The sequence below is a fragment of the Pseudomonas lactucae genome (assembly GCF_016937615.1).
Lineage (GTDB): Bacteria > Pseudomonadota > Gammaproteobacteria > Pseudomonadales > Pseudomonadaceae > Aquipseudomonas > Aquipseudomonas lactucae.
Genome location: NZ_JAFHKI010000138.1, coordinates 1 through 14,545, shown reverse-complemented (window position 1 = coordinate 14,545; position 14,545 = coordinate 1). Strand labels below are relative to the sequence as shown.

Genomic DNA, 14,545 nt, shown 5'->3' with positions numbered 1-14,545 from the left:
CCCTGTGCGTTTATTACTGATCGAGGATGACGTTGCGCTGGGCGAAGGCATTCACCAGGCACTGACACGCGAGGGGTATACCGTCGACTGGCTGCAGGACGGCAGCAGCGCCTTGCATGCCCTGCTCAGCGAAACCTTTGATGCGGCGGTGCTCGACCTGGGCCTGCCGCGCATGGACGGGCTGGAGGTACTGCGTCGCCTGCGCAACAGTGGCGCCACCGTGCCCGTGCTGATTCTCACCGCGCGGGACGCCACCGAAGACCGTATCGCCGGGCTGGATGCCGGTGCCGACGATTACCTGATCAAACCCTTCGACCTGGCCGAACTCAAGGCCCGCCTGCGCGCCTTGCTGCGGCGCAGCGCCGGGCGCGCACGGGCCCTCATCGAGCACGCCGGCATCCGCCTGGACCCCGGCACCCAGCATGTCTCCTACCACAACCAACCGGTGGTGCTGACGCCCAAGGAATACCAACTGCTGCATGAACTGCTCTCGCCGCCCGGCCGCGTCATGACCCGTGACCAATTGATGCAACTGCTTTATGGCTGGAACGAAGAGGCTGAAAGCAACACTCTGGAGGTGCATATCCACCACCTGCGCAAAAAATTCTCCAGCGAATTGATCCGCACCGTGCGCGGCGTGGGCTACCTGGTGGAGGAGCGCGGATGATGTCCATTCGCCGCCGCACCCTGACCCTGATCATCGGCCTGCTGCTCAGCGGCCTATTGGTGATCAGTTGGCTCAACCTGCACGACAGCAATCATGAAATCACCGAGGTCTACGACGCACAATTGGCGCAGAACGCCCGCCTGCTGCAAGGCGTGATGAGCATGCCGCTGGCCAGCCAGGACCAGGCTGACCTGTATCGGGCCTTCAACAAGGCGCTGGGGGAAGCGGTGCCGAAGGTGGACGGCCATCCTTATGAAAGCAAAATTGCCTTCCAGGTGTGGAACACAGCGGGCGAACGCCTGGTGTTTACCAGCAGCGCGCCGGCATTTGCCACGCCTCCCACCCAACCGGGGTACGTGAATGTCGAGGACGTCAGCGGCCGCCAATGGCGAGGGTTTGTGCTCAAGGACAAAGACAGTGGCCTGCGTATCTGGGTGGGTGAACGTGACGATGTGCGCTCCGACCTCGTCGGCCGCATCGTGCGCCATACGTTGTGGCCCAATGTGCTGGGCAGCCTGATCCTGGCGGCGCTGGTCTGGCTGGCCATCGGCTGGGGGCTCAAACCGCTGGCCGACATGGCCGCCACCCTGCGCGCCCGGCAGTCCGGCACCCTGGAGCCGATGCAACTCAAGCCCTTGCCCACCGAGCTTGAACCGATGCAGGCAGCGTTGAACCGTATGCTGGCGCAGATTCAGGACATGGTCGGCCGCGAGCGCCGTTTTATCGCCGATGCCGCCCATGAAATGCGCACCCCCCTCGCAGTCCTGCGGGTGCACGCGCAAAATCTGCTGGAAGCCGGCACCGACTCCGAACGGAGTGAATCCCTGGCTTTTTTGATCAGCGGCGTCGATCGCACGAGCCGACTGGTCAACCAATTGCTGACCATGGCGCGCCTGGAACCGGGCGGCGAACGCCGCCCACGCATGTCATCGACCTGGCGACCACGGTGCGCGAAACACTGGTCCAGCTGACGCCCTGGCTATTGAGCAAGCACCTTGAGTTAGTGCTCGACGTCGACGCAGCCGACTACGACGTGAGCACCGACGCCGCCGCCATCGATATCGCCCTGACCAATCTCGTGACCAACGCAGCCAACTTTTCCCCGCAACAGGGGGTGATCACCGTCGGGTTGCGCGAGCAGGCCGGGCGTTTTGTGCTGACCGTCGACGATCAGGGCCCAGGTATCGATGAGGCCGAACGTGATCGGTTGTTCGAGCGGTTCTACAGCCGCGGCAATGCACAGGGAGCGGGCCTGGGCCTGACTATCGTGCGCACCATCGCCCAACGCCTCGGAGGCCAGATACGCCTGGAAAACCTGGCATCCGGTGGTTTCAGGGCCACACTGGATATCCCCGTGGATGCACCTTGAGCAGTAACCTTGCCTGACCGATCGTCGCCGGTCTCACCCGGCCGCAAGGCCACTTGATGCAGATCAACCCCGGCCCGGCTGCCAGGCTCATGATCAGCAAAAGGCATCACTGCCCGATGCCCCTCGCTGCCACGGGAGATCACCATGCCTGCTCAAGCACGTTTCCTGTTATTGGTTACACCGTTGATGGAGCGCAGCCCCGCGCTTGAACGCGCCGCCGCCCTGGCGAAAGCCGAAGGCGCTGCGCTGCATATTCTGGCCTTCGACTATCTGGAAGGGCTGGCGACCGCCGGACTGGTCAACGAGCAGGCGCTGGAGCAGATGCGCCTGGGGTATGTGGAGCGCCACCAACACTGGCTGGAGGACCAGGCCCGGCCTTTGCGCAACCTCGGGCTGACGGTCACCACCGAAGTGGTCTGGGTTGAACACCCGCTCAAGGAGCTGTTGCTTCGCCTCAAGGAAGAACCGATGGCCCTGGTGATCAAGGCGCTGGAGCATGAGTCGTGGCTGTCGCGGCTGATGTTTACCCCGCTGGATGTCCACCTGCTGCGCGAATGCCCGGTGCCACTGCACTTTGTCAGCAAGGTCAGGCATGCGTTGCCACGCAAGATCGTTGCAGCGGTCGACCCGTTCCATCGCGATGGCCGCTACGAGGGGCTGAACGATCGAATCCTGCACGAGGCGACGAAGCTGGCCACCGCGTGCGATGCCGACGTCGAGGTGATCTACGCACATGACCTGTCCGACCTGGGTGCCCAGGAGTATGGGTTTGGCAGTGGCGCTGAGTTTTTCTCTTCGCAAGCGGCCAAGCTGCTGTTCGACGAGCAAGCCAGGGCGTTCGACGACTTGGCCGCACGCAACGGCATCCCCCCCGAACAGCGCCACATGATCCTGGGCACTCCGGCCAGCGTATTGGCCAGCTATGCCGACGCCTACAACGTTGATGTGATCGTCATGGGCCGGGTCGGCCATCCTGGCCTCACGCGCCTGCTGGGCAGCACCACCGAAGCGCTGTTGTACAAAATGCCGTGCAGTGTATGGACGGTTTCACCCGAAGTATTCGACTGAGCCCATTGACGCAATCAAGGGCGGCCGCCTGCCGCCCTGTTTTTCCGGTAAATCCGCTTGAGTGCCTGTGCACGCGCTGTGCACAGTTCTGCTATTGTCACAGCACGTCATCTCCTGCTCATCGCCCTCCCGCGATTTTCTGTGAGCATGCTCTGCGCCATCGCCGATTGCCGATGGCGGGCCTGACAATCATGGAATGCTCAAGCGATGGACATGACGCCCCCCTCCCTGCCGCAATCGCGGGCCGAAAAACTGGTTGAGTTCAAACGCCAGAGAACCCTGCTCAAAGCCGGTGCGCTGCAAGACGCGATTTTCAACAGCGCGTATTTCTCCAGCATCGCCACCGACGAAAAAGGCGTGATCCAGATCTTCAATGTCGGTGCCGAACGCATGCTCGGCTATGCCGCCGCCGATGTGGTCAACTGCATCACCCCCGCCGACATTTCCGACCCCGCCGAGCTGATCATCCGCGCCGCCGCCCTGAGCCTGGAGCTGGACACCCCCATCACCCCCGGCTTTGAAGCCCTGGTATTCAAGGCCTCACGCGGAATTGAGGACATTTACGAGCTGACCTATATCCGCCAGGATGGCAGTCGCCTGTCGGCCATGGTCTCGGTGACGGCGTTGCGCAACCGCAGCGATACGATCATCGGCTACCTGTTGATCGGCACCGACAACACCGCGCGAAAACAGGAAGAGGCCCAGCGCAAACGCTTTGAACGCGCGCTGGAGGAAAAGAACCTGGAGCTGGAACATGCCAGCCGCATGAAGTCTGAATTTCTCGCCACCATGTCCCATGAACTGCGCACACCGTTGAACGCGGTGATTGGTTTTTCCGAGGCATTAAAGGATGGATTGGTGGGCGCCATGAGCGATACCCAGCGTGAATACATCGGCGACATCTTCACCAGCGGGCAGCATCTGCTGTCGCTGATCAACGACATTCTCGACCTGTCCAAGGTCGAGGCCGGGATGATGGACCTGGAGCTGGAACCGGTGGAACTCGCGGGTCTGTTGGGCAACAGCCTGCTGATCGTGCGGGAAAAGGCCGCCCAGCAGCGTATCCAGTTGAAACTGGACAGCCAGGGCGACCTGGGCACCCTGATGCTCGACCAGCGCAAGACCAAACAGATCGTCTACAACCTGCTGGCCAACGCGGTGAAGTTCAGCGCGCACGCAGGCTTTGTGCACCTGGCGGTGCGCGAGGTAGGTCGCGACCAGGTCGGCCTGGTGCCAGGCGACTGGCCCGTGTATGGCTTCGCGCTGCAACCCAGCGTGCACCAACGCTTTCTGGAGCTGAGCGTGAGCGACACCGGTATCGGCATTGCCGCCGATGACATGGGCAAGCTGTTCAAGGCGTTCAGCCAGATCGATAGCAGCCTGGCGCGCAAATTCGAAGGCACCGGCCTGGGCCTGGCGATGGTCAAGCAACTCACCGACCTACATGGCGGCAGCGTGGCCGTGACCAGTCGCGAGGGCCAGGGTGCGCGTTTTGTGGTGTGGCTGCCGCTGCACCGCGCCAAGCCTACGGAGGCGGTATGGCCACAATCCTGATCGTCGAGGACAACGAAGCCAATATGCGCCTGGCGCGCCTGCTGCTGGTCACAGCCGGGCATAGCGTGCTGTGGGCCGCCGATGCCGAAACCGGATTGGCCATGGCACGCGAGCAGAAACCGGCGTTGATCCTCATGGACATCCAGTTGCCGGGCATGGACGGCCTGGCGGCGACGCGCTTGCTCAAGCAGGACCCGCACACTACGCACATTCCGGTGATCGCCCTCACCGCCATGGCGATGAAGGAAGACCGCGAAAAAACCCGCCTGGCCGGTTGTGACGCGTATGTGATCAAACCCTTGCGCTACAAAGAGCTGTACCAAGTGATCGACACCCTGCTGAACCCGACCCTCACACCCCCCGTATGAGTCTTCTCCATGGCCAGCTCACCCGCAACGCTGTTGATCGTTGACGACGAACCTCAGGTTCGCAAGCTGTTGGAAACCCTGCTGCAACACGAGGGTTACCAGACACGCAGTGCAAGTAGCGGTGAAGAAGCCTTGACACTGGTGGCACAGCAACCGCCCGACCTGATCCTGCTGGACGTCATGATGCCGGGCATGGACGGCTTTGAGGTCGCCAACCGGCTCAAGAGTAACCCGGCGACGTCGAATATCCCGATCATCATGCTCTCGGCCCTCAACGAACCCGGCGCACGGGTCAGCGGCCTGCACACCGGTGCCGAAGAGTTCATCAACAAGCCGGTGGAGCACATCGAACTGTGGCTGCGGGTGCGCAACTTGCTGCGGCTGAAGAGCCATGGCGACCAGTTGAAAAAACACAGCGCGATGCTGGAGCAGCAATTGCAACGCCAGCGCGATGACACCACCCGTATGAACGTGCACGACCTGGCTCGCCAGGATTTGGAAACCGCCTTGCGCACGGCCGTTGAGCACGATGAGTTCACGCTGCATTACCAGCCCAAGGTCGAGGTGGCCAGCGGACGCATCTGCGCTCTGGAAGCTTTGCTGCGCTGGGATCGGCCGGGGTACGGTGCGGTTTCGCCCGCGGTGTTCGTGCCGGTGTTGGAAAGCCTGGGCCTGATCGTGCCCGTGGGGCGCTGGGTGATCGAGACAGTCTGCCGACAGATCGCTAAATGGCAGCAGTGCGACATCGGCGCGGTTGAAGTCGCGGTCAACGTCTCCGGCCATCAACTGATCGAGGGCGACCTGATTGCCGATATCGGGCTGATCCTTGATCAGACAGGTGTTCAAGCCCATTGCCTGGAGGTGGAACTGACTGAAGGTTCGCTGATGGAAAATACCCAGCACACCATCGCCAGCCTGCAACGCCTGCGCGCCAAGGGCGTGAAGATCGCCATCGACGACTTCGGCACCGGCTATTCAAGCCTGGCGTATCTGCGCCGCTTTCCCATCGACACGCTGAAGATCGATATCGCGTTTATTCGCGAAGTCACCACCAACCCCCAGGACGCGGCGATTACCCGCACGATCATCGAACTGGCCCACAGCCTGAAACTGCGCGTGGTTGCCGAAGGCGTAGAGACACAGGCCCAGATGGCGTTTCTGAAGGAAGCCGGGTGTGACCAGATTCAAGGGTATCTGTTCAGCGAACCGCTGCCGGTGGACAACCTGGAGCGGTTATTGCGCCAGCAGTGAGCGGGCTGCCCCTGATGTCAGTCAGTTAAGGGCGAACACAATGCCTTTGCTAGTAGCCGACTGACTTCAGGGGTTGGGCGGGTCTGCCTCGGACTCGGCGTCGGGATCATTCAGCGGCACCTGCGCATCGTCCATCAACGAACCCGGGTCTTCGTTGCCCGGGTCGTTGAGTTCTTCATCCAGTTCTTTGGACATGACCGTTTCCTCTAACCGCCCTGGGTGTCGATATCGGCATCGGTTTCAGGCTTGTGCTCGGGCTCAGGCTTGAAGTCAGGGCTGTAGTCGTTGTCCCTGGCCTTGGGATCGCTGGCGGGCCTGGGGTCTTTCGGCGCATCGGCGGCAGTGGGTTGCGAGCCGTCGATGGCCGGGTCGTTACGATTGCTTACTTGTGGATCGTTATCTGTGCTCATGGTGCACCTCTGCCTGTGCTGGGTAAAGTTAAGGCGCTACGACGCCGGTTGAAGTTCCATGCGATGGATCACCGGATGGGGTTGTCGATCTGGATGTAGAACGCATAGATCCCCAGCAGTAACCAGAACACCATGAACAACCACGGCGCGCGCATCGAGAACAGCAGGGACTTGCGATAGCCCTTGTGGGATGACTCCACTTCCGAGAACAACGGCGACTCGTCATAGGCCATGCCCATCACCGGCTCGCTGCGCAGCAGTTCGCTTTGCTTGTAGTGCCAGTGGTCGATGATTTCGTAGGCCGCGCGGATACCCGGCCAGGCATTGAGTGAGCTGAGAATGCCCAACAATGCCAGGAACATCGGCACCACCAGCGTGAACAACTTGCCCCACTCCGGGTTGAGGTTGCCCATACCGGACACAAAAGCGATCACCAGGAACGACTGCGCCGTCAGGTAGGCGTCGGTGCGGTTGGCCAGGATCGAGGTTTCGTACTGGATCTCGCGGCGGTAGAAGTCCAGGCGGTCCTTGGGCGAGCCGAAAATCTTGGCATTGTGTTCGCTGTGATCGGTCAGGGCCGCTTCGGGGGTATCGGGGGCGATGATTCTGGGCACGGCGATGCTCCACACAGTGGCGAAACTGTTTAGAAGAATCAGGGGTAGGTGAAGTTCAAGTTTGTTCACGCACCAAAGCTGTGCGCGCCCTGCCTTATTGTGGGGATGAGCGACACGACCTGTAGTGAGCAGGCTTGCCCCGCGCTGGAGTGCGTAGCGCTCCTTTTTTGGGGCCGCTGCGCAGCCCGGCGCGGGGTAAACCCGCTCACTACAAACCCGCTCAGCACAAGGTAATCGTCACGCCAGAGCGGTTTCGGCACAGGCATTGCTTAAACCATTCATCTGCCCGAATAAAGGAGCATTCGTTACCCCCCGACCCAGAGCCGACCCCATAAGAAAGTAAGGACCAGGTCTGTTGGCACCCATAGCCACGGGCTCATAAAGACATGCGTTTTTTTAAGCGGCAGTGCCATCCGCGTAACACTGGGCACTGACAAGGTACTGGAATGGCTCGATCTTTCTTTGATGAAATGAATGACGCTCACGGCGTGTGCCGTGCGCACTATCAGGAATTCTCCCGCTGGCTGGCCAATACGCCGCCGGAACTGCTGGCTCAGCGTCGCCGTGAAGCCGATCTGCTGTTTCACCGCGCCGGGATCACCTTCACCCTCTATGGCGACGAGCAGGACACCGAGCGCCTGATCCCCTTCGACATCATTCCCCGCAGCATCCCCGCCAGTGAGTGGAGCGTGATCGAACGCGGCTGTATCCAGCGGGTCAACGCGTTGAACATGTTCCTTGCCGACATCTACCACGACCAGCGCATCATCAAGGCCGGCATCATTCCGGCGGACCAGGTGCTGGGCAACGAGGGTTACCAGAAGGCCATGGTCGGCCTGGACCTGCATCGCGGCATCTACTCGCATATTTCCGGCGTCGACCTGGTACGCGACGGCGATGGCACCTACTACGTACTCGAAGACAACCTGCGCACCCCCAGCGGCGTGAGCTACATGCTCGAAGACCGCAAGATGATGATGCGCCTGTTCCCCGAAGTGTTCGCCAAGCAGCGCATCGCGCCGGTGGACCACTACCCCAACCTGCTGCTCAAGACCCTGAAAAGCTCCAGCCGCCTGGACAACCCCAACGTGGTGGTGCTGACCCCGGGGCGTTTCAACAGTGCGTTCTTCGAACACGCGTTCCTGGCCCGGGAAATGGGCGTGGAACTGGTGGAAGGCGCCGACCTGTTCGTGCACGACCTCAAGGTGTTCATGCGCACCACCGACGGCCCCAAGGCCGTGGATGTGATCTACCGGCGCATTGACGACGCCTTCCTTGACCCGCAGGCGTTCAACCCCGAGTCGATGCTCGGCGTGCCCGGCCTGGTGGCGGCTTACTGTGCGGGTAACGTGGTGCTGGCCAATGCCATTGGCACCGGCGTGGCGGATGACAAGTCGATCTACCCCTATGTGCCGGAAATGATCCGCTTCTACCTGGATGAAGAACCCATCCTGCAAAACGTGCCGACCTTCCAGTGCCGCAAGCCCGATGAGCTGTCCCACGTGCTGGCCCACCTGCCCGAACTGGTCGTCAAGGAAACCCAGGGCTCCGGCGGCTACGGCATGCTGGTGGGCCCTGCCGCCAGCGCCGCCGAGATCGAGGACTTCCGCCAGCGCATCAAGGCCCGTCCCCACGCGTATATCGCCCAACCGACCCTGAGCCTGTCCACCTGCCCCACTTTTGTCGAAAACGGCATCGCTCCCCGACATATCGACCTGCGTCCCTTCGTGCTGTCGGGCAAGGAAACCCGCCTGGTGCCGGGCGGCCTGACGCGGGTGGCCCTGCGTGAAGGCTCATTGATCGTCAACTCGTCGCAAGGCGGCGGAACCAAGGACACCTGGGTGGTGGAGGGCTGAATCATGTTGAGTAGAACCGCCGCAGATCTGTACTGGATGTCCCGCTACCTGGAACGCGCCGAGAACCTGGCGCGCATGCTGGAAGTCAGTTACTCGCTGTCGTTGATGCCCCAGGCCGGACACACCGACGGCCTCGATGAACTGGCCATGTCGCTGCTCAGCAGCGGCACCCTGGACAGCTACCTCGAACGCCACCAGACGCTGGATGCCGAACGTATGCTGCACTTCTTCGCCCTCGACGAAGAAAACCCCGCGAGCATCTACAACTGCCTGCGCGCCGCCCGCGGCAATGCCCACGCGGTACGCGGGCGTATCACCGCCGACATGTGGGAAAACCTGAACGCCACCTGGCTGGAAATGCGCAGCATCGCCGCCGGCGGCCTGGCACGGCATGGCATCAGCCACTTTTGTGACTGGGTCAAGCAGCGTTCGCACCTGTTCCGGGGAGCGACCTCGGGCACCATCATGCGCAATGACGCCTATCGGTTCATTCGCCTGGGCACTTTCGTCGAGCGCGCCGACAACACCTTGCGCCTGCTGGATGCGCGCTACGAAATGTTTGGCGAGGAATCGGAAGAAGTCAGCGATTTGTCGGCACGCGGTTATTACCAGTGGAGCGCCCTGCTCCGGGCGTTGTCATCGTTCGAGGCGTACACCGAGCTGTACCCGAATGCGCTGAATGCACGCTCGGTATCGGAGCTGCTGCTGTTGCGCAGCGACGTGCCGCGCTCGTTGCATGCGTGTATCGAGGAACTGAGCCATATCCTCGCCGACCTGCCCGGCAGTTATGGGCGCACCGCGCAACGCCTCGCAGCGGAATTTGAAGCGCGCCTGCGCTACACGGGGATCGACGAAATTCTGGAGGACGGCCTGCATGCCCGTCTGACGGACTTTATCGACACCGTGCGTGAGTTGGCGCGCTCGATTCACAGCTCTTATCTGGAAGTGGTCTAAGTACCCCCACCGATAAAAACTGTGGGAGGGGCGGTGCGACTTGCTCTCTCCCACATTTGGAGTGCCGTCCCTCTCAGCTATCGATTGACCACCACTTCGGCAACAATTGACGTACCCGCGCCTCGCCAAACCGGTCATCGATCAACAGCACCACCCCCTGATCCTGCTGACTGCGGATCACCCTCCCCGCTGCCTGCACAACTTTCTGAATGCCGGGATACAAATAGGTGTAGTCATAACCGGCACCGAAGATCGCGCCCATGCGTGCCTTCATGTGTTCATTGACCGGGTTCAGTTGCGGCAGGCCCAAGGTGGCGATAAACGCGCCGATCAAGCGTGTGCCGGGCAAGTCGATGCCCTCGCCGAACGCGCCGCCGAGCACGGCAAAGCCGATGCCCTGGCTGTGTTCGGTGAACTGGTCGAGAAACGCCTGACGCTCGGCTTCGGCCATGCCCCGCGATTGCTGCCACAGCGGGATCTGCGGGTGTCGTTCGACCAGCAACTGCGCCACGTGCTGCAGGTAATCGAAGCTGGAAAAAAACGCCAGGTAATTACCTGGTCGTTGCGCGAACTGGCGCGCAATCAGCTCGACAATCGGCGCCAGTGACGCCTGGCGATGCACGAACCGGGTGGAGATCCGGTCGACGATACGCACCTGCAGTTGTTCGGCCTTGAACGGTGATTCCACATCGATCCAGGCCGTGTCCGCGGGCAAGCCGAGCAAATCCGCATAATAGTGGCGTGGGCTCAGCGTGGCCGAAAACAGCACGCTGCTGCGGGCGGCGGTGAGCCGGGGGCGGATGAACTCGGCGGGCACCACGTTACGCAGGCACAGGGTGGAGCTGCTGCGCTTGGCATTGAGCGGGCGCTTGCTGATATCGAAGATAAAGTGTTCGTTGAACAACTCGGCAACCTTCGCAAATTGCAGGGCCTCGAAGTAGAACGCTTGCAGATCGCCGCTGAGTGATTCGGGGTGATCGTTGAAATAGTCGCCCATGGCGCTGGTGCACAGGCTCAGGGCCTGCACCAGCTTTTCGGGCCTGGCGGCGTAGGCCTGATACGGCGCGATCTGGTCCTTGTGCAGCGCATTCCATTCACGGTTCAGGCGTTGCAAGGGTTTTTTCAGCGGTTCGGGCGCCGTATCGCGCAGAGTCTTGAGGCTGTACTGGTCGAGGCTGGCGCTGTACATGGCGCGCGCCCGCTCCACCAGGTTGTGGGCTTCGTCCACCAGCACCGCGGCGCGCCAGCCGTTGAGCTGGCCAAGGCCGAACAACAGGGCACCGAAGTCGAAATAGTAGTTGTAGTCGGCGACCACCAGATCGGCCCAGCGCGCCATTTCCTGGCTCAGGTAATACGGGCAGACGCTGTGTGCCAGGGCGACCTCGCGCAGCGTGCGCTGGTCCAGCAGGCGAACCTGGGCGGCGGCCTCGCGCGCGGCCGGCAGACGGTCGTAGAAACCCTTGGCCAACGGGCAGGACTCGCCGTGACAGGCTTTCTCCAGGTGCTCGCAGGCTTTGTCGCGGGCGACCAGCTCCAGTACGCGCAAGGGTAACTCGTCGGCGTGCAGCACCCGGGCCGCATCGAGGGCGAGTTTGCGACCTGGGGTCTTGGCAGTGAGAAAAAGGATTTTGTCGAGTTGCTGGGGGGCCAGGGCCTTGATTAGCGGGAAGATTGTGCCGATGGTCTTGCCGATGCCGGTAGGCGCCTGGGCCATCAGGCAACGGCCGGTACTGGCGGCCTTGTACACCGACTCGGCCAACGAGCGCTGGCCGGGACGAAAATCGGCATGCGGGAACGCCAGGCTTTGCGCCGCACGGTTGCGCGCGGCGCGGTGCGCCATCTCCTGCTCGGCCCAGCGTAGAAACAGCGCACACTGCGTGTTGAAGAAGGCTTGCAGCTCGTCCGCCCGGCAGCGCTGGTGGAGCAGCGTCTCCCCTTCGCCGACGATATCGAAGTACACCAGCGCCAGATCGATTTGCGCGAGTCCGAGTTTCTGGCACATCAGCCAGCCGTACACCTTGACCTGGGCCCAATGCAATTGCCGATGGTTGGCGGGTTGGGCATCGAGGTCGCCACGATAGGTTTTCACCTCTTCCAGACGATTGGCGTCCGGGTCATAGCCATCGGCCCGGCCCCGTACTTTGAGTTGCTGGTACTCGCCCTCAAGGGCCACTTCATTCTGGTAGTGCGCGCTGCGCCTCGAAGCCACGGTGCGGTGCCCGACAATCCCTTCCTGGGCACTGGGCGACGGGGTAAAACGCAGGTCCAGGTCACCGACCTTGGCCGTGAACTCACACAGCGCCCGCACGGCCACGCTGTAGCTCAAGCAGGTTGCTCCGCCCAGCGCACGTAGCAGACGGTGACCGGCATCTGGTACTGCGCGCAGAACTCCAGCCAACGCAGTTGGTTGTCTTGCAGGCGGTCGCCGGGGCCCTTGACCTCGATCATGCGGTAGGTCTTTTGCGCCGGCCAGAACTGGATCAAATCCGGCATGCCGGCGCGGTTGGCGCGAATATCCAGCAGCAGGCGCTCGAACCAGCAGCGCAGGTGCGCGGCGGGCAGGCATTCCAGCGCCTGTTCCAGTAGCTCCTCACTGAGCAGGTTCCAGAACACGAACGGTGACTGGATCCCCCATTTCTCCACGTAGCGTCGGCGGATGCTGGTTTTATAACGGTCATCGCACAGTTGCTCGAAACACGCGGCGAACAGCGGCGCGCGGCGATGCTGGAAGTCTTCGCTGTGCAGGTCCGCCGGACCGCGCTGGAACGGGTGGAAAAACGAGCCCGGCAACGGTGCGAAGATCACGTCCCAGCACAGCAGGCCGAACAGCGAATTGATCAGCCCATTCTCGACGTAATGCACCGGCGCATCGGGTTCGCTCAGGTGGGCCTGCACGCAGTACTCCACCGACATCAACGGCTCGGGCAGCGCCAGCTCCAGGTCCAGGCGCGTGACTTCGCGAGGCTTGCTCCTGGGGACGGCAGGCCCGCCCAATTTACGTTGCAGGCGCGGTATCACACGCAACAGGTGTTGGTGTTCCGCCGCACTTTCCGGTGCCTGTTGCGCGGCGCTCGCCAGGGCCATGGCCTTGACGTAGTCGGCTTGGCGCTCCAGCACGCGGATCAGTCGCGAGCGCGCGCCGGGGTAGGCACAGGTGCGGTAGATCCGCTGCGCCAGGGCCAGTTCGGCGCTGCGCTCGCAATACTGGCCGATCTGGAACAACAGCTTGGCGCGGCGCTTCTCCAGCCAGGGGTTATCGGTGCCCAGGGTAGCAATGTCGGCGAGGACCTCTTCCAACGCCGTACCGCTTTCAAAAGCGTGCTGGCACTGCTGCAGGAACAGGTAGCCGTGCACATCGTCACGGCTGCGCAGGCCACGGGACTCGGCGCAGAACTCGACTTTTTCATAGGTGTAGATGCCAAGGTCGGCCAGCACGAACTCGGACCAGTCCTGATGCAAGTTGCCGAAAAACATCAAGCGCAGGCGGTCGCACAACTCCATCACGGTGAGGCTGTACAGCGTATCGGCCAGCCCGGGGCACCAGTGGGCAAAGCGGCGGCGGTCGGTGAACTGCAGCGACAACCCTTCCAGCCAATCGACTTTCCTGGCTCTCGGCTGGTCGATCCAGGGGCTGAAGGCGTTCAGGATTTCGGCTTTTTGCAGCAGCGCGAACAGGTCTGCGACGTCCAGTAGCGGCTGGTCATCGACCCAGCCTAGTGCCAGCAGCGGCGCGGCAGCGGCATGGGTACAACCGATCTCGACATAGTTGAGCTTACCCGCGCGAAAATGCACGCCCTTGCGCATCACCATGCGCACCAGCAGCGCCTGGGACGCCTGCGGCAACCTGTCAAATTGCTGAATGAAATGCTGTTCGTCAGGATCGAGCAGATCGGCATAGCGCTGCCCCAGCCAATGCAGGACCTGGCGGAAGTTATGCAGGTAATAGAGCGGATCTTCGAGGGGGTTGGCCATGGTGCGCGCTGATCAAATACTGGTTATGCATACAGAGTGCCGTTACCAATGCGGTGTTGCAATCGGTAATAGATAAATGGCGCACGCAACTTTTTGTATAAAAGTGATCAGATAGTCGAGTCGATGGCGTAACATTTATACCCCGCCGCCTTTGGCGCGGGACTTTCCAGGGTTAACGGTAAGGGTTATGAACATGAAGAATTTGGGTCTGCCGCTGGTTGCACTCACTTTTCTGGTATTGGCCGGTTGCGCCACGCAAACCGTGGTGACGCTGCAAAATGGCACACAGTATTTGACCAAGGACACACCGAACGCCAAAACCGCCGACGGTTTTTACGAATTCACCGATATCGCCGGCAAGCGTATCCGCATCAAGGCTGATGACGTAGCCACCGTGCGCAAGGAAAACTGATTTCCTTCTATCCCCATCGATCAAATGTGGGAGCGAGCTTGGTGGCGAGG

The 14,545-nt window shown here is 61.7% G+C and carries 13 protein-coding genes and 1 pseudogene; 9 read left to right on the top strand and 5 right to left on the bottom strand.

Features of this window, described 5'->3' with window-relative positions; all coding sequences use genetic code 11:
- The first annotated feature begins 4 nt into the window (after positions 1 to 4).
- The 6 genes and pseudogenes from JWR98_RS22980 to JWR98_RS22955 all read left to right on the top strand — a co-directional run bounded on the left by JWR98_RS22980 (position 5) and on the right by JWR98_RS22955 (position 6,277).
- Positions 5 to 667, top strand: a complete 663-nt coding sequence (locus JWR98_RS22980) for a response regulator (RefSeq protein WP_205491280.1) — start codon at positions 5 to 7, stop codon at positions 665 to 667.
- A pseudogene (locus JWR98_RS22975) lies at positions 664 to 2,036 on the top strand (sensor histidine kinase). Before JWR98_RS22980 ends, JWR98_RS22975 begins: the two are co-directional and overlap by 4 nt.
- Before the next feature lie 144 nt (positions 2,037 to 2,180).
- Positions 2,181 to 3,104: a universal stress protein gene (locus JWR98_RS22970; protein ID WP_205491278.1), complete on the top strand. Its 924-nt coding sequence runs from the start codon at positions 2,181 to 2,183 to the stop codon at positions 3,102 to 3,104.
- 207 nt (positions 3,105 to 3,311) lie between these two features.
- Entirely contained in the window at positions 3,312 to 4,658 is a 1,347-nt protein-coding gene (locus tag JWR98_RS22965) for a sensor histidine kinase (protein ID WP_205491276.1), read from the top strand.
- Positions 4,643 to 5,026, top strand: a complete 384-nt coding sequence (locus tag JWR98_RS22960) for a response regulator (RefSeq protein ID WP_078733270.1) — start codon at positions 4,643 to 4,645, stop codon at positions 5,024 to 5,026. The genes JWR98_RS22965 and JWR98_RS22960 overlap by 16 nt, the downstream gene beginning before the upstream one ends.
- A 9-nt stretch (positions 5,027 to 5,035) precedes the next feature.
- Positions 5,036 to 6,277 (top strand): EAL domain-containing response regulator, encoded by a 1,242-nt coding sequence (locus tag JWR98_RS22955; protein ID WP_078733271.1) that lies wholly within the window; start codon positions 5,036 to 5,038, stop codon positions 6,275 to 6,277.
- 66 nt (positions 6,278 to 6,343) lie between these two features.
- On the opposite strand, the gene JWR98_RS29835 is transcribed toward JWR98_RS22955, so the two are convergent.
- The 3 genes from JWR98_RS29835 to JWR98_RS22945 all read right to left on the bottom strand — a co-directional run bounded on the left by JWR98_RS29835 (position 6,344) and on the right by JWR98_RS22945 (position 7,301).
- Entirely contained in the window at positions 6,344 to 6,472 is a 129-nt protein-coding gene (locus tag JWR98_RS29835; protein WP_256858187.1) for a hypothetical protein, read from the bottom strand.
- A gap of 11 nt (positions 6,473 to 6,483) precedes the next feature.
- The gene (locus JWR98_RS22950) at positions 6,484 to 6,687 is read right to left on the bottom strand and encodes a hypothetical protein (protein ID WP_078733272.1); all 204 of its coding nucleotides are present in this window, start codon (positions 6,685 to 6,687) and stop codon (positions 6,484 to 6,486) included.
- A 68-nt stretch (positions 6,688 to 6,755) separates the two neighbouring features.
- A complete protein-coding gene (locus JWR98_RS22945) occupies positions 6,756 to 7,301 on the bottom strand; it encodes a hypothetical protein (protein WP_078733273.1) in 546 nt (181 codons plus the stop codon).
- Positions 7,302 to 7,747: 446 nt separating this feature from the next.
- Here JWR98_RS22945 and JWR98_RS22940 point away from each other — a divergent pair, with 446 nt between their 5' ends.
- Both JWR98_RS22940 and JWR98_RS22935 read left to right on the top strand, forming a co-directional pair.
- Positions 7,748 to 9,157: a circularly permuted type 2 ATP-grasp protein gene (locus JWR98_RS22940; protein WP_078733274.1), complete on the top strand. Its 1,410-nt coding sequence runs from the start codon at positions 7,748 to 7,750 to the stop codon at positions 9,155 to 9,157.
- Positions 9,158 to 9,160: 3 nt separating this feature from the next.
- A complete protein-coding gene (locus JWR98_RS22935; RefSeq protein ID WP_003174001.1) occupies positions 9,161 to 10,111 on the top strand; it encodes an alpha-E domain-containing protein in 951 nt (316 codons plus the stop codon).
- Positions 10,112 to 10,184: 73 nt separating this feature from the next.
- On the opposite strand, the gene JWR98_RS22930 is transcribed toward JWR98_RS22935, so the two are convergent.
- On the bottom strand, positions 10,185 to 12,437 hold the full coding sequence (locus tag JWR98_RS22930; RefSeq protein WP_205491274.1) for an ATP-dependent DNA helicase: 2,253 nt from the start codon (positions 12,435 to 12,437) through the stop codon (positions 10,185 to 10,187).
- Positions 12,434 to 14,083, bottom strand: a complete 1,650-nt coding sequence (locus tag JWR98_RS22925) for a VRR-NUC domain-containing protein (RefSeq protein WP_078733276.1) — start codon at positions 14,081 to 14,083, stop codon at positions 12,434 to 12,436. Before JWR98_RS22925 ends, JWR98_RS22930 begins: the two co-directional genes overlap by 4 nt.
- A 187-nt stretch (positions 14,084 to 14,270) precedes the next feature.
- On the opposite strand from JWR98_RS22925, the gene JWR98_RS22920 reads away from it, so the two are divergent.
- Complete coding sequence (locus tag JWR98_RS22920; protein WP_078733277.1) at positions 14,271 to 14,495, top strand: YgdI/YgdR family lipoprotein; 225 nt, start codon at positions 14,271 to 14,273, stop codon at positions 14,493 to 14,495.
- Positions 14,496 to 14,545: the final 50 nt, after the last annotated feature.